The sequence below is a fragment of the Enterococcus termitis genome (genome assembly GCF_001730305.1).
Lineage (GTDB): Bacteria > Bacillota > Bacilli > Lactobacillales > Enterococcaceae > Enterococcus_L > Enterococcus_L termitis.
Map to the genome: position 1 here is coordinate 1 of NZ_MIJY01000014.1, position 17,244 is coordinate 17,244.

Annotated in this window: 16 protein-coding genes and 1 other annotated feature; of the genes, 4 read left to right on the top strand and 12 right to left on the bottom strand. The window is 37.0% G+C overall.

What is annotated here, in order from left to right:
• Positions 1-111 precede the first annotated feature (111 nt).
• On the bottom strand, positions 112-771 hold the full coding sequence (locus BCR25_RS09625; RefSeq protein WP_069663406.1) for an ABC transporter ATP-binding protein: 660 nt from the start codon (positions 769-771) through the stop codon (positions 112-114).
• A 15-nt stretch (positions 772-786) separates the two neighbouring features.
• Positions 787-2,325 (bottom strand): ABC transporter permease, encoded by a 1,539-nt coding sequence (locus BCR25_RS09630; RefSeq protein WP_069663407.1) that lies wholly within the window; start codon positions 2,323-2,325, stop codon positions 787-789.
• 189 nt (positions 2,326-2,514) lie between these two features.
• Between BCR25_RS09630 and BCR25_RS09635 the strand changes: the two genes are divergently transcribed.
• Positions 2,515-3,471 (top strand): serine hydrolase, encoded by a 957-nt coding sequence (locus BCR25_RS09635; protein ID WP_169819008.1) that lies wholly within the window; start codon positions 2,515-2,517, stop codon positions 3,469-3,471.
• A gap of 37 nt (positions 3,472-3,508) precedes the next feature.
• Here BCR25_RS09635 and BCR25_RS09640 read toward each other — a convergent pair whose 3' ends face one another.
• The 10 genes from BCR25_RS09640 to BCR25_RS09685 all read right to left on the bottom strand — a co-directional run bounded on the left by BCR25_RS09640 (position 3,509) and on the right by BCR25_RS09685 (position 13,272).
• Positions 3,509-4,141: a V-type ATP synthase subunit D gene (locus tag BCR25_RS09640; RefSeq protein ID WP_069663408.1), complete on the bottom strand. Its 633-nt coding sequence runs from the start codon at positions 4,139-4,141 to the stop codon at positions 3,509-3,511.
• 6 nt (positions 4,142-4,147) lie between these two features.
• Positions 4,148-5,524, bottom strand: a complete 1,377-nt coding sequence (locus BCR25_RS09645; RefSeq protein ID WP_069663409.1) for a V-type ATP synthase subunit B — start codon at positions 5,522-5,524, stop codon at positions 4,148-4,150.
• Positions 5,517-7,298 (bottom strand): V-type ATP synthase subunit A, encoded by a 1,782-nt coding sequence (locus BCR25_RS09650; RefSeq protein WP_069663410.1) that lies wholly within the window; start codon positions 7,296-7,298, stop codon positions 5,517-5,519. The genes BCR25_RS09645 and BCR25_RS09650 overlap by 8 nt, the downstream gene beginning before the upstream one ends.
• Before the next feature lie 266 nt (positions 7,299-7,564).
• Positions 7,565-7,876, bottom strand: a complete 312-nt coding sequence (locus BCR25_RS09655) for a V-type ATP synthase subunit F (RefSeq protein WP_069663411.1) — start codon at positions 7,874-7,876, stop codon at positions 7,565-7,567.
• The gene (locus BCR25_RS09660) at positions 7,866-8,867 is read right to left on the bottom strand and encodes a V-type ATPase subunit (protein WP_069663412.1); all 1,002 of its coding nucleotides are present in this window, start codon (positions 8,865-8,867) and stop codon (positions 7,866-7,868) included. The genes BCR25_RS09655 and BCR25_RS09660 overlap by 11 nt, the downstream gene beginning before the upstream one ends.
• 267 nt (positions 8,868-9,134) lie before the next feature.
• The gene (locus BCR25_RS09665) at positions 9,135-9,716 is read right to left on the bottom strand and encodes a hypothetical protein (RefSeq protein ID WP_069663413.1); all 582 of its coding nucleotides are present in this window, start codon (positions 9,714-9,716) and stop codon (positions 9,135-9,137) included.
• A gap of 13 nt (positions 9,717-9,729) precedes the next feature.
• A complete protein-coding gene (locus tag BCR25_RS09670) occupies positions 9,730-10,203 on the bottom strand; it encodes a V-type ATP synthase subunit K (protein WP_069663414.1) in 474 nt (157 codons plus the stop codon).
• Between the two features lie 19 nt (positions 10,204-10,222).
• Positions 10,223-12,220 carry a V-type ATP synthase subunit I gene (locus BCR25_RS09675; RefSeq protein ID WP_069663415.1) on the bottom strand — a complete coding sequence of 666 codons (1,998 nt, stop codon included), beginning with the start codon at positions 12,218-12,220 and terminating at the stop codon, positions 10,223-10,225.
• Positions 12,207-12,533, bottom strand: coding sequence for a hypothetical protein (locus tag BCR25_RS09680; RefSeq protein ID WP_069663416.1), 327 nt, complete (start codon positions 12,531-12,533; stop codon positions 12,207-12,209). The genes BCR25_RS09675 and BCR25_RS09680 overlap by 14 nt, the downstream gene beginning before the upstream one ends.
• Positions 12,534-12,691: 158 nt before the next feature.
• Positions 12,692-12,739, bottom strand: a sequence feature (sodium ion sensor (DUF1646 type); this cis-regulatory element may regulate processes involved in with the transportation of sodium ions).
• Positions 12,740-12,954: 215 nt separating this feature from the next.
• Positions 12,955-13,272, bottom strand: a complete 318-nt coding sequence (locus BCR25_RS09685; protein WP_069663417.1) for a hypothetical protein — start codon at positions 13,270-13,272, stop codon at positions 12,955-12,957.
• 315 nt (positions 13,273-13,587) lie between these two features.
• Between BCR25_RS09685 and BCR25_RS09690 the strand changes: the two genes are divergently transcribed.
• From BCR25_RS09690 to BCR25_RS09700, 3 genes are all read left to right on the top strand, one after another.
• Positions 13,588-13,902 carry a hypothetical protein gene (locus tag BCR25_RS09690; protein WP_069663418.1) on the top strand — a complete coding sequence of 105 codons (315 nt, stop codon included), beginning with the start codon at positions 13,588-13,590 and terminating at the stop codon, positions 13,900-13,902.
• A gap of 449 nt (positions 13,903-14,351) precedes the next feature.
• Positions 14,352-15,266, top strand: coding sequence for a helix-turn-helix domain-containing protein (locus BCR25_RS09695; protein WP_069663419.1), 915 nt, complete (start codon positions 14,352-14,354; stop codon positions 15,264-15,266).
• Between the two features lie 394 nt (positions 15,267-15,660).
• Positions 15,661-17,181: a YfhO family protein gene (locus BCR25_RS09700; protein ID WP_245792276.1), complete on the top strand. Its 1,521-nt coding sequence runs from the start codon at positions 15,661-15,663 to the stop codon at positions 17,179-17,181.
• The last annotated feature ends 63 nt before the right edge of the window (positions 17,182-17,244 follow it).

The window sequence follows — 17,244 nt, forward strand, 5'->3', positions numbered from 1 at the left end:
TCGATCTTCCTTTCACCCTTTACTATAGTCCTAAAAAAGGAAAATAGAAGGTAAAGTCATCCGTCGATGACTTTACCCTCTAATCTTAGTATGTTTTTACTTAACTCTTTTTTATTCTACTAACATAAATGCTTGATTTTTCAATTCATAGATCTCGTCACATGCTTTAGCCACCTCTTGTTCATGAGTAACAATGATGATGCATTTTTGTTGTTCATGAGCCACTTTTTGAAATAGCTGAACAATATCTTGAGAAGTTTTTTCATCCAAATTACCTGTTGGTTCATCGGCTACGATCAATTCGTGATCACAACAAAGTGCTCTTACGATCGCTACTCGTTGTTGTTGACCACCAGATAATTGAGCAACATTCTTTTTAGCAAGTGTTTCATCAATTCCTACACTTGCTAAATTTTCCAACGCATAGGCCTTTTTATCTTCTTGTTTTGAGCTTGATATCGCCATTGCGGTTAAGACATTGTCAAGAGCGGACATATAAGGCAATAGATTGTACGCCTGGAAAATGATGGATACATCATTTTTACGGTAATTTCTAAGACCGATCTTTGCCAACGATTCTCCGTTATAGAGAATCGTTCCTGTTTTAGGCTGATCTAGTCCAGCTATCAATGAAAGAAAGGTTGTTTTTCCCGATCCACTGGCTCCTAAGATAGCGTACATTTTTCCTCTTTGAAACTCTAAGTTTACATTTTTATAAAGAAATTCTTCTTCGTTTTTATACCAATAACCTACTTCTTGTGTTTGCAGCATCACATTTCCTCTTTTCTATGTGGTTAAGATTTTTTTCGGCTGAAGTCTTAATATGCCAACGGACGATAATACGATTGAAAAGAAACTGATCAGAACACCTAACCCAGCCAAAATCGCTATTTCTTTGGGCTTGACTGAGATGTTCAGCTTTTCAATCTCTTGAGCAGCTTCTGCTGAACTAGCACCCAGTCTTCCCATGCCGCCGCCCATACCGCCACCATCTGGTCTGCCGCCACGTTGTTGCCCGCCGCCTTCACCAGGTCCTGCTTGATTGCTTGCAGATTGCTGTGCCGTCTGTGTTTGTTGATCTATCAGCTGCTCACCAACAACATTTCCTACGATGTTGCCACTGAAGGTGGCAATTACTAAGGCAACAACCATGCACACAATAATTTCGCTGAAAAATTGTAGAATCACTTTCAATCGGGATTCCCCTAATGATAAAAGAACACCGATCTCATATCGTCTTTCTCTAATCGTCATCATCACAATCAACGTCAAAATAATGACCCCTGCAACGGCAACTAGAATGACAATGTTTTTAGCAAAGCTAGCGACATTATTTAATGGCTGCAGCATTTGCTGGTATGCCTGATCATTGGTTTGTAAACTAAAGCTTTCTGTATCGATCAGTTTTTCCGCTGCTTCAACAAAGCTATCCATTTCCTTTGGATCTTCCAACGTATAGGAAGCCGAATCGATCGTACCAGCTGAGTCTTCTCCTTTTAGCGTGTTGGCGAATGTATATGACGTATATAATGTATTCGCTGGATTTAAGAAATTGAACATCATTCCCATACTATCGCCATTTTCCGCTGTTTTATAAATTCCTTTTATCGTTAATTCATACGTTTTTTCCTCATCTTCAGGATCTGTTATTTTAAACGTATCTCCTACACTCAAATCATTTGCTTCAGCCAGAGTCTCTTCAATTACAACGTTGTTTGTATCTTCATCAGCGTCACTAATTGCTTCACCACTTGTGATTTCTGCTGTTCCTTCTGAAAAAGCGCTGACCATCGCTAAATCCATTACACCACTTACTTGAAAATCACTTTGTTTCATACTGGACATTGGTCCTCCACCCATTTGTCCACCTTCTTGCATTTGATCATTTGGCTTTCCTTCACTCGCTTGTTCACTATTACTAGACTCAGAAGTTGCCGTTTCATCACTCTCACTAGAAATTGGTGTTATACCATCTCCGGCTCCTGCCGATGATGAAGATAAAAATGAGTACGATTTAACATTTGCCAGCTCTGCAATTTTTTGTGCATCTGTTAAAGAGACCGGAGTTAAACTAAAACTACCAGGATCAGGTCTTTCGCCAGAACTACTTTCTTGATTTTTTTTCATTGCAGCTTCTCTATTCGCTGAAATAGTCACTGTTGCGCCAACACTCTTCTTCGCATTTTCAGTAGCTGTTAGGGCGGCGCTTTGAATTGTTAGACCTGCAAGAACAAAAATCAAAATGGCTGAAAAGACCGCACATAATAAAAATGTTCTTCCTTTTTTTGCTTTCATGCTTAATAATGCTCGTTTAATAAAATTCATATGATTCCTCCTACCATTCCTTGTGAACAGACACTACTTTAATCTTGTTACCTTAAAGATAACTTAAACACCTATATTTTTTTATTCTCTGTTGACTGAACCTTGCAAAACAGCAGGAAAAATGATTAAATGGTTGTGTCGCATTTTTTGTTTAAGACAAGTGAATGTATAGAAAGGAACGAAAAGTATTTGGAAAAAAAGAAAATGACTCTTTACGGGATGATTTTTTCTATTTGTTTCTTCTTGATCGTATCCTTCTTTTTTTCTCCTCATACAGTAGATTATGCAACTGAAGCACAAACAAATGAGGAAAAAGAGCTTCCACTAAAAAAACTTTCCGTATCTGCCGCAAAAAGTGATGCAGCGAAGACATTTGAACCTGCTGAATTTACCGCTTTTTATGATAAAATCAATCAAGCAATGATTTCAGCAAGTAAATCTTTTAATGGCGATGTTGGGATGACTTACGTGGATCTTACAACGGGAAAGCAACTGTCAGTGAATGGAACGCAGGAATTTTATAGCGCCAGTACTATCAAAGTCCCCTTAGCCATGATGATCGCTGATAAGGTTCAAGCAGGAGAATTAAACTGGGAAGATCAACTGACTTACAATGAAAAAGAAGATTATGAAGATGGAACTGGGATCATCATCAACAATATCCAGCCTAGCTATACAGTCAGAACCTTACAAGAATACAATATTACCTATTCTGACAATATTGCCAAAAATATGCTCTACCGCACTTTCGGAGATGATGTGAAAGCTAAGAAAGCCCTATACGCTCATTTTCTTCAAAAGGAAACAGAGTGGGATGATGCTAAATTCACCTCAGAAGATGCTGCAAAGATCCTTAACATTTTATATGATGAAAAAAGCACGAATCCAGAGTATCAAACGATCTATGACTATATGAAAAAAACGGTGTTTCACGAACGGATGGATACACCAACGACTTCTGGAAAAGTCGCACATAAAATTGGCTCTTACGCAGGTTTTCTGCATGATATAGGAATTCTAGAAACAGAACATCCCTTTATTTTAACAGTCTTTACTAATGGACAAACAAACGATGGCATTTCCTTTATATCAACTATTACTGATCAATTATGGACGATTCAACAGAACGAGTATCCAAAAAAATAGAGTAAAGAATTCAAAAACCGAATTCTTTACTCTATTTTTAATTCCCGCCCATGTTCTTGATTTTGATCAAGCGAGTGATTTCACTACGCTCATTTTCTTCAAGTTTCATTTGAATATAATAAATCGTTTCTTCTAGCTGAGGAATCGTCATATATTCTAATGCATTGACACGACGGCGGGTTTTTTCGATTTCTTCTGACATCAACTGACAAGTCTTCTCAACTTCTGCCAATTCTAAAAGTTTTGGAAGTATAGATGAAAGCTTTCCGAAAACACCATCTAACTCTGCATTTGAATTTAAATATCCATAGTTTAAAGGTGCTTCCGTTACCGTTTCATCATAATGGAAATTCATGGTTGGTACCGTTACACTCATAATATTTTTTTCTATTACATCAAGAGTCACTTCATTTGCCGGCACAGCGACCAATTCTTCGATAAACGCTTCGTTTAAGGTTGCATTTGCTAATACAAAACTAGATAAAGCCGCCGTTAATTCTTTTTCCACAGCTATTCTCAAGGCATTGTTCTTTTTGACCAGCAAAATAAAACGACGCATTAGTTCATCTTGTTTGTCCTTTAGTAGTTTATGTCCGCGGCTGGCAGTTCCTAGTTGTTTCTTGAGACGAGAGAGTTCCATTCGGGTAGGATTTACATTTAATCGTGCCACTGTCGATCACTCTCCTTCAGTCAAGTATTCGTCCAGCATCTCGTCTTTGATTCGTTTTAACTCTGTTCTAGGCAGCATGGATAATAATTCCCAGCCTAAGTCCAAAGTTTCTGTAATCGAACGATTGGTATAAAAGCCTTGATTGACATATTCTGCTTCAAAACGCTCCGCAAACTTCGCGTAAATCTTATCAACATCAGATAACGCAGACTCTCCGAGTACAACAGCTAATTCTTTCGCTTGTTTACCTTGCGCATAGGCTGCAAACAGCTGATTCATCGTTGCTGCATGATCTACTCTTGTCTTCCCTTCACCTGTTCCTTTATCCTTCAAACGTGATAAAGACGGCAACACATCAATGGGCGGCTGAATACCGCTTTTGTATAAGTCTCTGGATAAAATGATTTGTCCTTCAGTGATGTAACCAGTTAAATCCGGGATTGGATGAGTTTTATCTTCTTCCGGCATGGTTAAAATCGGTATTTGCGTTACAGAACCCTTTAAGCCATTGATACGACCAGCACGTTCATAAAGGGTTGCTAAATTTGTATAAAGATAGCCTGGGTAGCCACGACGTCCCGGCACTTCCCGACGAGCAGCAGAGATTTCCCTTAAAGCTTCACAATAATTTGTCATATCTGTCATGATCACTAAAACGTGCATGCCTTTTTCATAGGCCAAATATTCAGCTGCAGTTAATGCCATTCTAGGTGTTGCGATCCGCTCAATTGCAGGATCATTCGCTAAATTCATAAACATTACAGACCGATCAATGGCACCTGTTTGACGAAAATCTTCCATGAAAAATTCCGCTTCTTCAAATGTGATTCCGATCGCAGCAAATACAACCGCAAATTCTTCATCGCTGTTTAGTACATTTGCCTGACGGGCAATTTGAGCAGCTAATTCTTTGTGAGGTAATCCAGAGGCAGAAAACACCGGCAGCTTTTGTCCTCGTACAAGCGTATTTAAATGGTCGATCGCTGAAATACCCGTTTGAATAAATTCATCTGGGTAATCTCTAGCCACAGGATTGATTACTTCTCCGTTGATATCAAGCATTTTTTCTGGCAAGATCTCTGGCCCATTATCTTTAGGACGACCTAGACCATCAAAAATCCGCCCTACCATGTCTTCTGAAACACCTAACTCCAATGGGTGCCCTAAAAAGCGGACTTTGGAATCACGAAGATTGATCCCGCTAGTTCCTTCAAAAATCTGAACCATTGCTTTGTCACCGTTGATCTCTAAAACTTGTCCGCGACGGATCTCACCGTTTTGCATCCGAACTTCGATCAACTCTTCGTATTTAACGCCTTCAACTTTTTCAACGATCATCAAGGGACCGACAACTTCATTGATCGTACGATATTCTTTAATCATTTGTCATCCCTCCATCTGCGACGATTTGTTTCAAGGTTTGTTTGATGTCATCGATCAACGGATCTAATTGACCGATTTGTGCCTCAGGAACATACTTACTTCTAGCGATCTGATCTCTGATTTCAGCCGTACCAGCCAAAATTTCCGTTAAATATGCACCTAATTCTAACGCTGACTGCCCTTCTTTATAGAAAGTTAAAATCAAGTTCAGCATTTTATATTGCTTCTCTCTTGATGTGAATGTATCAACATCGTCAAATGCATTTTGCTGCAAATAATCTTCACGAATCGATTTCGCGACTTCCAACGTTAATCGATCCTTATCAGATAAAGAGTCAATTCCGACTAAACGAACGATTTCTTCCAGTTGAGATTCTTCTTGTAAAATCCGCATGCCTTCCATGACCATTTCGGACCAATTTATTTGCAGCTGCTGATCTAAATGTTTCCCAACTTCTGAAGCATACAAAGAATAGCTTTGCAGCCAGTTGATTGATGGGAAATGACGCTTTTGTGCCAAAGTAGCATCTAAGCCCCAAAATACTTTTACAACGCGTAGTGTATTTTGTGTGACAGGCTCAGAAATATCTCCTCCCGATGGAGACACGGCACTGATTGCTGTGATACTGCCTTCACGATGATCTTTTCCTAACGCCACAACTTGTCCTGCTCGTTCGTAGTATTCTGCCAGACGGCTACCTAAATAAGCGGGATAGCCTTCATCTCCAGGCATTTCTTCCAGTCGACCACTCATTTCACGCAGCGCTTCTGCCCAACGAGAAGTCGAGTCTGCCATTATTGCGACTGAATAGCCCATATCACGGAAGTATTCAGCTATGGTGATTCCCGTATAGATAGATGCTTCTCGAGCCGCTACCGGCATATTAGAGGTATTAGCGATCAAAACAGTTCGTTCCATCACTGATTCCCCAGTTGTCGGATCGATCAATTCAGGAAATTCATTTAGTACATCTGTCATTTCATTGCCGCGTTCTCCACATCCTACATAAACAACTAAATCAACATCTGCCCATTTAGCAATTTGGTGCTGAACAACTGTTTTTCCTGCTCCGAATGGTCCCGGCACAGCTGCTGCTCCACCTTTTGTAACTGGGAAAAACGTATCAATGACTCGTTGTCCTGTAAGTAAGGGAACATCTGGATTTAATTTCTCTAAAATCGGACGGCTACGACGAACAGGCCATTTCTGCATCATTGTAAACTCTTTATCACCAGTTGCCGTTTCCACAACATAGATTGTTTCTTCGATCGTAAATTCACCTTGTTGGATCGACTTTATCGTTCCTTCGATCCCGACAGGAACCATGATTTTATGAGCAATCACTTTCGTCTCTTGCACAAGTCCAATGATATCACCCGCCGACACGTTTTCGCCGACAGACACGCTAGGTTCGAACACCCATTTTTTTGTTCTATCTAATGCAGGGATTTGAACCCCTCTGCTTAGAAAATTACTTTTTGTTACTTTTGCAAAAGTATCCAACGGTCGCTGAATTCCATCAAACATTTCCGAAATCAAGCCAGGCGCCAGCTCTACAGATAAAGCTTCACCTGTTGTTGTTACTGGTTCACCAGGACCGATTCCGGTTGTTTCTTCATATACTTGGATCGATGCAACGTCTCCACGCATCTCTATAATTTCTCCGATAACACCTAATTCTCCGACTTGACAAATATCCTGAATACTTGCATCAGACATATTTTCTGCCATCACCAAAGGACCAGATACTTTAATAATCTTACCCGTTTGCAAAAATCATTCCTCCTATTCTAAAAGCAAAGTAAACCAACCAACTCTTGATCAAATCAACAAAGCTTATCCAATGACACGATTTGTCAGTAAATATCTTTATCTCTTTGCCGAATGAGCCGGCCTACTTAGCTAGATTACTCAAAAACTAGACAGGCTCATGTTGCCTTTACCTTAACTAGAAAACTGAACGGAAGCCTCCCATTGTCTTTAGCACGATTTGGCTAAAAATCAGTCAGGCCCAACCACGTTTTCTTTAATTTTTTACGTTACAGTATGTTCTGCCCTACCGCTCGCTCCACATTATCTTGAATCTCTTTTAACCCGATTCCTTTTGTTCCGTTATGACTTGGAATCAAAATGATCGCAGGCGTGACTTCACTTTTATAACGTTCAATTGTTTCTACGACCCATTCAGACGCATCTTCTGTAATAAAAATTACTCCAAACTGTTCTTTAGCCATGGTCTCGATCGTCTCTCTGACTTGCTTAGCCGAATGCGCATAAACAACTTCGAAACCAAAAAGTTTAAACGGCATTACAGAATCTCTATCACCGATCACACCGATTTTATATGCCATTTGAAACACGCATCCTTTCTCTAACCAGCTCTACAGGAAAATTGCTGCGCTTACTCACTAAAATCAAACGCAGGTTCTTCCATTCAACTTCTTTTGCATTTAAAAATGCTAGTAAAGGCAACGGTCCGAATGCCATGATTTTGGCCTTATCATACAGGCTAGTTAAATAATCGTCTTTCATTTTCTCAAAGGCAATCAAATCAAGCTCTTTTGTCTCAGCTGAAACAATCGTCGAGACGATTCCGCCGTAGGTTGTATTTAGGACAAACTCTGTAAAAGCTGCTAAAGACTGTTCCGTATACTCTAAAAATGCTGACTTTGGAATACTGCCAGAGCTAGATAACACAGTTAATAGAAAGTTTTCATGCTGACCTTGAAGAATCCCACGAGCCATCGTGGAAATATTTGTCAGGTCAATAAATGCGGTCACTTCCTCAATAATATCCTTGTAGCCTAATTTTTCAGCTAATTGTTTTTGATATGTTAAGAAACTTCGATCATAGATGATATCGATTGCCTGAATGGTAGAAGACTCTTGAAAATAATCTAAAACCTCAAGAATCGCCTGCATCAGTTCAGCTGGTAATTCTGTTGACACCCGTGTACGAATTGCACTTTTGATCGTTTCTATGGTATAACGACCATCATCGATAAATAAATAATCTAGATTTTTTCCCGTTAATTCTGCTTTCGTCAATACCTTCAAATTATGAAACGTTGCACGAGAAGTATAGATAGTGATTACTTCTGGCTCAGGTGCCATTTCATACAACCACTCAAACAAAAGACCTTTTTCTTTTGAATAAATATATTCAAAATCATCTGCAAAATCAGCTGTCATATAAGTACCATAAATGGTATTTTTCAGAATTTCACGAAGTGCATCCGTATCTTTAGCATTCAGCAACTGTTCATATTGTCCAGCATTCAACAACTCTGTTTCCTTCAAACGAATCAGCGGATTGATTTGATTATATACCGTCTCTTTCATCTTGACCCTCCTATCATAAAAAGCGAAGTAAATCGTTTTTTCTTTTAAAACTTAGGGATTGACTAGTGAAATGCTTTTCGTTTCACTTGGCGATCATCTAGTTTTTGGAAGAAGTGATTTACGCAGCTAGACTGCTTAAAAAGCGAAGTAAATCGTTTTTTCTTTTAAAACTTAGGGATTGACTAGTGAAACGCTTTTCGTTTCACTTGGTGATCATCTAGTTTTTAGAAGAAGTGATTTACGTAGCTGAAGTAATTAAAAACGTTTCTATCTAAACAGCCTCTCCGCTATGTCAAAACTTTCTGCTCGCTTAATCTCCTGAACAAGACTTGGAAATAAGAAATTATACTCAATGCCATTTTGCGCAATAATGAAACCACCCACATCTGCTATAAGGTTTGGCTGTAATTGTAAGTCCAAATCCTTTGGCGTATGCTCTATCAACCATTGATTCGTTAGTTTTCCTTGCGAATAAGCACCAAGTTGTAATTCAGCTTTACCAATTAGTGTTAGCTGCTCAATGATTTGTTGAGCAAATGCTTGAAATTCCACTTCATTCCAGTTATTCATTCGTTTTACTGCTTCTAAAAACAACTGTTCTAAATATCCTTGCTTTTGATTCAAGGTGCTCTGCTTTATTTCTAATTGTTGGCGATTTTGCTTTTGTTTGAAATTTTTAAGGCTTTGTTCATTATTTTTTTCGATCAATTTTTTTTCTTGTAAAAGCAATGCTTCTTCCTGTTCCGCATATGCTTCATCGATTTGTTTCAGTTCAGCATTTTTAAGTTCGGTGATTTCTGCCGTTCCTTTTTCAAGAATCTGATCGATAATTCGTTCGATTGCCTCCATGTTTTTCCTCCTGTTACTTCACATTTAGTACAAGTAAGAATGAGATAACGAACCCAAGAATAGCATACGTTTCTACCATCGCAGCATAAATGATCCCTTTTGTTGAATGTTCCGGTTTTTTCGCTAGAATTTGAATACCAGCCGCTGCAACACGTCCTTGCGCAATCCCAGAAAACAAACCTGCGAATGCAATCGGTAATGACGCAACAAAGTAATCCATTCCTTGAACCATTGACATACTGTTATCTAAATTAATGAAGATCAAAAATGCAATAACGAAACCGTATAACCCTTGTGTCCCTGGCAAAAGTTGTAGAATCAACGCTTGTCCGAATTTTTCCGGCTGCTCTGTTGTTAAGGCTGCTGCTGCTTCACCTGTAAAACCAACGCCCTTTGCAGAACCGATCCCAGCTAAAATCGTTGCGACTGCCATTCCTAAAACTGCAAAAAGAATTCCACCATTATTGTTGATCAAGTAATCTATCATGTTTTTATTCCTCCACTATTCATTTACTTTTATTTTTTTCAATATTCATATATTTTTCTTCTGTTTTCAGCGGTTTAAAAGCTCGTCCGCCTCCTTTATAAAATTTTCCAAAAAACTCTACATACTGTAATCTCGCACCGTGGACATAAGCACCCAATAGACTTAAAAAGAGATTCAACGCATGCAGCGCAATGATCAAGACGATTCCGACACTAAACCGAGCGACCGGCGGCATAAATGCAACTAACATATTAAAAGCAGCTGCGATACTTCCGCCCGAAATCCCTAAGGCCATCAGTCGCGTATAACTGACTAAATCACCAATATAACTTGTCAAACCATATAATCCGTATAACCCTTTAGCAAGTCCTTTAGCTTTTGATTTAGTCTGAATAACGGGAACAGCAATGATCGATAAGGCTGAGATTACTGCAACGACAACACCTGTCACAAGTAAGCCATTATTTTTAAACAATAGCATTCCTAAAACAGCAATTAAAAGTCCGATCAATAACCCTTGCCAAGCAAAGCTTTCGCCTATACTTTCCAAATAACGTTTACGTTTCGTTAATTCAATCCCATTGACCATCAGTCCTGTCATCAATTGAATGAATCCGAAAACAACAGATAGAATCAAAATAGTGTTAACATCTTCTGTCGTAGACAATAGCGGAAACGGCAGATGAATGCCAAAAAGTTCCTTAGGCAATGCTGCTCCGAAAAATGATCCGTAAATGAATCCCCATAAAATAGTTGGGAAAGACAAAATCAAAAAGAATTTAGCAAAACGATTCATTCCTCTCGGCAATACAAACAGTCGTTGTGCGAGAAATGCGCCAATCAGCATCAATAAACCATAGCCGATATCTGCTACCATCATCCCGAAAAAAACCATGTAAAAAGGGGTCATGATCGGTGTTGGATCAATTTCATCATACTTTGGTAAACTGTACATCTCCGTCAGCATCTCAAAAGGTGCAACAACAGAATTATTCTTTAATTTTACTGGGATATCTTCTTGGATTTCCTCATTTGTCGGCTGATCAAATGCGCTGTAAACTTCATTTTTCGGTACAGCTTTTTGGAAAGCATTGATCAATTCCTGTTTTTCCTCTACTGGAATCCATCCCTGTAGGATAAAAAAGTACGTGGTATTAACCAAATGTTTCTTAGCTTCTTCACGATGAATGTACGCATAGGTCATCTCTTCGGCTAAATAGAGTTCTTCCAAGTGCGTTCGGTAATCAGCTAGTCCAGACTTCACTTCTTTCTCTTCCTCTACAAGCAAACCTAATTCATCTTTACATCGCTGGTACGCTTCTGTCGGCAGCACATCATACGGATAAACAAATTCATCAAAACTGTATGTTTCTGTAAGTTCCTTCATGTTTGGCAATAACTCATTTAAATAGATCAAACTATAATAAATATGGTTTTGACTATGATAGATTTCTTCTGCATGTACAGATGGAATCTGTGACAGGTCGTTCAAAAAATCTGTCTGATTTGCCGAATTGATTGAGCCTAACAGCAAAGTGGTACTCGCAAAAGCATTTTGTTGTGGAACGACATCTAAATATTGCCAACGAGCTAGCCATTTTTCTTTAGCAAGTAATTCTTTTCTTGAAGTCTCTATAGTGGTCAATCGTTGTTTCAAGGCAAAGATATCACGCAGATAATTTTTGATCATCGCCTCATCAAATGTTTGTTCTAAAGATTCTAACGTTCGAACTTGTCTTTTAAATCCTTTCTTGTTCGAGGAACTTTCAGCAAAACGTTCGATAAAGATCAATGCTTCCTGAATATCTGTCAACATTGTCTGATAGTACTTCTTCTGACGGTCATCATCTTCTACTAACGTTGTAGAAAAGTGCTTTTTGATGTACTCACTATCTACATTCGAATGAAAAAAATCTTTGATCTCGGTCATCTGCAAGCCCTGAATCGCTTGGAGAAGTTTTTCTTCGTGTTCTGCCGCAGCAATAATCGTCATTTTTTCCATCTTATTGACTGCCATAGACTTGTTTCACCCTTTCTATTATGTGATCGACGATGGCGTCTTTGTTCTGTTCATATTTATTTTTAAAATCTTGATTCTGTTTTTTCGCATCATTGAGTAAGAGCATTTTCTCTTTCTCGAGCTGCTCTGCATGCTGTGCTTCCAATTCTTGAAGCAATGTTGCTACATTTTCTTGACTAGCCGCTTGTATTTGCTTAAACTGCTGTGACTTTTGCTGATCGTACGCTGTGATTTCCTTTTTTACAGCTTGTCGCATAGCCTCGACTTTTTCTTCTGCATCGCGAATACTATCAAGTGCTTCTAAAACCATATTTTCACCCCTATCCTGCGATTTATTTCTTGTTTTTATTATTATGAAGCGTATTCTTTTTTATTACAATCAAAAAGGAAGCTATCATGATTCTATAGGATAAAAACACGATCTATCCCTTTCGATATAATAAAAAAAGGGCACAAATTCAAGTATCGTTCTTCTCACCCCTTGAAGAACCTGATCCTTGAAGCTTGCGCCCAACCATTTTTATTCACATGAGTGTATCTTAGCAAAAACATGTTAAAATTACAACATTTTTTGGATAGTTATTCATAAACATTAAAAAAAATCTCACCTTCATAAGAAGATGAGAAAGGAGTTTTACTCATGAGAGTAAATGAAAAAAAAGTTTGTTGTTAGGATGATTTTATCTTACAGCCATCATTTACTTTTTTCAAATGATACGCTCTAAAAATTACTAAAAGAAAAAGACATCTATATCACTACGTGAGCGCATTACGTTTTCGATGATCGTTTCTTTCCAAGCATCGGTAAACCAGTCATATTGCATTTGCTTCAAAATAATACATTTTATCTCGTCCGCCAATTCCTGATCTGTGATTTCTCCGTCATAAAAGTCACGTACAAAACGTAATGACTTTTCATTATGGTTTTGCTCAAACCGATAAATTTGCCCCTGTTCTATGTAATAAAAGCTGAAATTAATGATTGCAGCAAAACGTTTCTCTTTTTCATTCAATAGACGAATGAACTGTTCTGAGGTAACCCGCTCCATTTTATCTGCTTCCTTTCCTAAAACTAGTCGTGCACTAATCCATCCACTATAAATAGGTATTCTCTGTTGTCGCTCTTTCCGATCACAACTACAAGTGAAATAGCCTACTATTTTCGATAAATTTAAATCTTTACTATCATATCAAATAATTGCTTTACAGACAATTTAGCTTTCTAAGTGCCTAAATTTAATAAAAAAAGTTCAACAACATCATGCGAAAACATATGATTGTCACAATCTTTTTGTTTATTTTTCGGAACTTTTAGATATAATAAGCATAAAGGTAATTCAAATTTAGCGATTGGAGAAAAATAGATGTCAAAAAATTTAATTAAGATCGTAACAAGTTTTCAAAATACTTGGCTGATCGATGTCAAAAAAGAGCTGTTTTATGAAGAAAATCAAATTCTTTTCGGAGACACCTTGCGCCTTTCTATATCGAAAAATGACTCTTACTATTTTGCAGAAAATATTGGTCTAACACATGAAAAAGATATTCTTTCAAAAGAAACTCCTACGGAAGAAGAAATCACCTTTTTCAATAATATGCGTTCAGAAAGAGAAAAAATATTTTCTCTTACACTAGCGAAAGAGCACAACATAGACCACTACATCATCCCCAACGACTGATGTAGCTGAAATAAAAAAATAACAGCCTCTGATTTACCTCATTCAACAAAAGTAAATCGGAAGCTATTATTCTGCGCTTTTTATTTGTACATTTAGTTTTTTTTAGTTAAATTTTTTGTTTACAACGTTGTTTAATAATACTTTCAAACACAAGGCAGCCAATCAAATTTTTATGCTCCGCCTGTAATGACAAATACGGAAACAACTCCAGAAACTAAAGCAATTAATGAAATCATTAGCACACCTCCCATTCAATTTTAAAAATCAACGTTCGCAAACAAATAATTTTCCTTAGGTAAAGAATAACAAACAGATTTAAAAAAAGAAAGTAGGAAAGGTAAAAAGTGCGAAATTGGCATAAAAATCTAAATTAAAAATAATTATTTTATTAAAAATTAGAAAAACGGCCCATTTTCATGCTATAATCGCATAAGAAGGGAGAGAAACACTTGAATATCATAGAAACTTTACGTTTTTTCAGGCTCAAATTAAAGCTGACTCAAAGAGAGATGATGTCAGATTATACAGACCCCTCCACCTATTCAAAAATAGAAAGTGGCAAACGCTCTTTAAAAGTAACCGAACTTGAAGAAATACTAGGTCAGGTATCTATTAATACAGAAGAATTTTTTAGCTTCACTACATTCAATAAAGAGCAACAAGATTTTAGAGAATATTTTTATTATTGCGGGGCTCATTTAGAAAATCAAACAACGAAACAAAAATTACTCACCTATTTCTTTTCTTTAAAAAATAAAGAAAAGAAAACTTTGAGAGAATTATCAAATTATATTGCGATCAAAAACTTTTTTTATGCACACTGGGAAGAAGTTGATCAAATCACTCAGACTGAAGTAAATGATATTTTTGAAAGTCTTTTAAAAAAATCATTTTATCTTCAATACGACTACGTCATTACAGCCAATCTGATTCGATTCTTTACAGCCAAACAAGCTGACTTATTAATCGCCCGACTTTTCCCTATAAAATATGAAGAACAGCGTGATTTTACGACGAAGAAGTTTGCCTATAATATATTGATCAATCTAATTTCATTGAAACTATATGCGCAAGATTATGAAGGGGCAGAGAAATATATCAAATTAGCCAAAAAACAAGATAAGCAAAGTGAAAATTACAGTTTCAAATTGAACCTCCAGTATTTATCCAACCTCTTAAATTATATTATCGAAGGAGAACCTACCTATATGGAGCGTATCTATGACTTTATCCATCTTTTGGAAAACACTGGTGATACCTTACAAGCTGAACAAGTCAAAAAAGAAGTAAAAATTTTAACTCATGAAAAAGATGGTGAAAAATTACTTAATAGCTACTCCGTTGGTTTATTAAAAGAAACCTAACTAAACAAATATCCCACCTTTAAAAGGTGGGATAAGGAGTATTACTCGGATTGAGTAAAATGAAAATACTGTTAGGGTACATTTATAATACTATATAATGTCTCGCATTTCAACCCTTTGGTAAATAAATATTTTTTATTTGTCAATATATACCGAAATTTGTACAATAGACATCACTTGAAGTCTGTTTTCCCTTTTATATTCACTCCCCCTCTCCGTTTAACTAAAACGACGTTATCTGTTAAACTAAAGAAAACTTATAAAGTAGGCGAAGTACTTGACTATACATCAAATTAAACGACATGGAACAGCTCTCCTTATTTTAATTGGCATAAGTGTACTTACGATTTTTCCTTATTTTTTTAAGGATTCTGTTTTTATACAGGATGATTTCTTGTTTCATCGAACAAGACTGGAAAGTTATTTTCAAGCAGTGAAACAGCTGGATTTTTTTCCAAGAATCTTTCCTAACATGGGGTTGTATTTTGGCTATGCAGCAGATCTATTCTACCCTTCTATCTTGTTATTGCCTTTTGCATTATTTAGACTATTGGGTGTTTCATTTGTTTCTTCTTACTATCTTTATCAATTATTGATCAGTTTTGCTACGGCAGTTTCTGCCTATTACTTTCTTTATTCAATAAAACGAACACAGAAAACTGCTTTGCTCTTTTCTTGTTTTTACACGCTTTCTACTTATCGTTTGATTGATCAGTCTGTAAGAGCAGCACTAGGTGAAACATTGGCCTTTATATTTTTACCCTTGCTTGTTTTAGCTGTTTATTCGATTTTTTACACTGAAAAACAACGTTGGCAGTTGTTAGCAATCAGTATGAGTTTGTTGATCGCTAGCCATTTAATCACAGCTTTTTATACAGTTGTATTTTTGGTGCTCTTCATTTTACTCCACTGGAAAAAATGCAAGCTAGCTCAATTGAAAAGTATGATCAAGGCTGGATTTTTAACGATTGGATTATCTGCATGGTTTTTATTTCCATACTTAGAACAGACCGCCCATTTAACGTTTAATTTTGATAAAACCGACTTATGGGCAAGTGGATTAAATTTTTCTTTAGCGGATCTTCTTACAAATAGTCTCGCTAATGTAAGTGCGCCATTTTCTAATTTAAAACCAAATATTGGTTTAGTTTTACTTGTAGCAACTCTCATTGCCGGCTTTTACTATCCTAAGCTAACTAAAACCAATAAACACTTATGGCTCGTTACACTCTTCTTTCTTATTCTAACAACTAATATTTTCCCATGGGCTATTTTAAAAAACTCTATTTTTGCAATAATTCAATTTCCATGGCGCTTACTGCTATTTGCTAGCTTCTTTGCCAGTTTACTTGCAGCAGTTCTAATTGAACAGTTTTCTCTACTGACAAATAAAACGATGGCATTAGCAATCAGTTTTTGTGCGTTAGTAACGGTTGGCTTCAACGTGAATAATTCGTGGCAGAGTACTGCTGAAAAAAGTATGACGATCACGAATAAGAACGTGAATGATTTCTATGAATCAGAAATTGGTCATGGAAAAGAATATTTAGTGAAGGATACAGATTTTAAAACATTTTTTGCAGCTCCCACAATGATTATCGACGATGTCTCTTATCCTGACTCAGCGAACCAAACAATCAATAAGTACCAGTATAGTCAATACAGCGTTCGAATCAACGGCGTTCAAGAAGTTCAGCTACCAAAATTTTACTATAAAGGATATGAAGTACTGGACAACCAACGAAAAATCAACAACTACAATAAAAATGGTTTAGTTACTGTTCGCCTCAGTCAAGGCAGTCATGTCCTTAGAATTAGTTATAAAAAGACTATTATTCAAAAATCAGCGACTCTTTTTTCATTATTGTTGGTTGGCTTCCTTTGCTTCAAGGCGGTCTTTAAAAAGCATAACTAGCTAACTCTTTTATCCTTTTTTTAAGAGAATGTCAGAAGGCTCGCTTTTTTAGTAACACTTTCT

Bases quoted from the DNA above. Each gene is read 5' to 3' on its own strand.
- BCR25_RS09625 (WP_069663406.1), bottom strand. From the start codon at position 771: ATGCTGCAAACACAAGAAGTAGGTTATTGGTATAAAAACGAAGAAGAA.
- BCR25_RS09630 (WP_069663407.1), bottom strand. From the start codon at position 2,325: ATGAATTTTATTAAACGAGCATTATTAAGCATGAAAGCAAAAAAAGGA.
- BCR25_RS09645 (WP_069663409.1), bottom strand. From the start codon at position 5,524: ATGATTAAAGAATATCGTACGATCAATGAAGTTGTCGGTCCCTTGATG.
- BCR25_RS09655 (WP_069663411.1), bottom strand. From the start codon at position 7,876: ATGGCATATAAAATCGGTGTGATCGGTGATAGAGATTCTGTAATGCCG.
- BCR25_RS09660 (WP_069663412.1), bottom strand. From the start codon at position 8,867: ATGAAAGAGACGGTATATAATCAAATCAATCCGCTGATTCGTTTGAAG.
- BCR25_RS09665 (WP_069663413.1), bottom strand. From the start codon at position 9,716: ATGGAGGCAATCGAACGAATTATCGATCAGATTCTTGAAAAAGGAACG.
- BCR25_RS09670 (WP_069663414.1), bottom strand. From the start codon at position 10,203: ATGATAGATTACTTGATCAACAATAATGGTGGAATTCTTTTTGCAGTT.
- BCR25_RS09675 (WP_069663415.1), bottom strand. From the start codon at position 12,220: ATGGCAGTCAATAAGATGGAAAAAATGACGATTATTGCTGCGGCAGAA.
- BCR25_RS09680 (WP_069663416.1), bottom strand. From the start codon at position 12,533: ATGGTTTTAGAAGCACTTGATAGTATTCGCGATGCAGAAGAAAAAGTC.
- BCR25_RS09685 (WP_069663417.1), bottom strand. From the start codon at position 13,272: ATGGAGCGGGTTACCTCAGAACAGTTCATTCGTCTATTGAATGAAAAA.
- BCR25_RS09690 (WP_069663418.1), top strand. From the start codon at position 13,588: ATGTCAAAAAATTTAATTAAGATCGTAACAAGTTTTCAAAATACTTGG.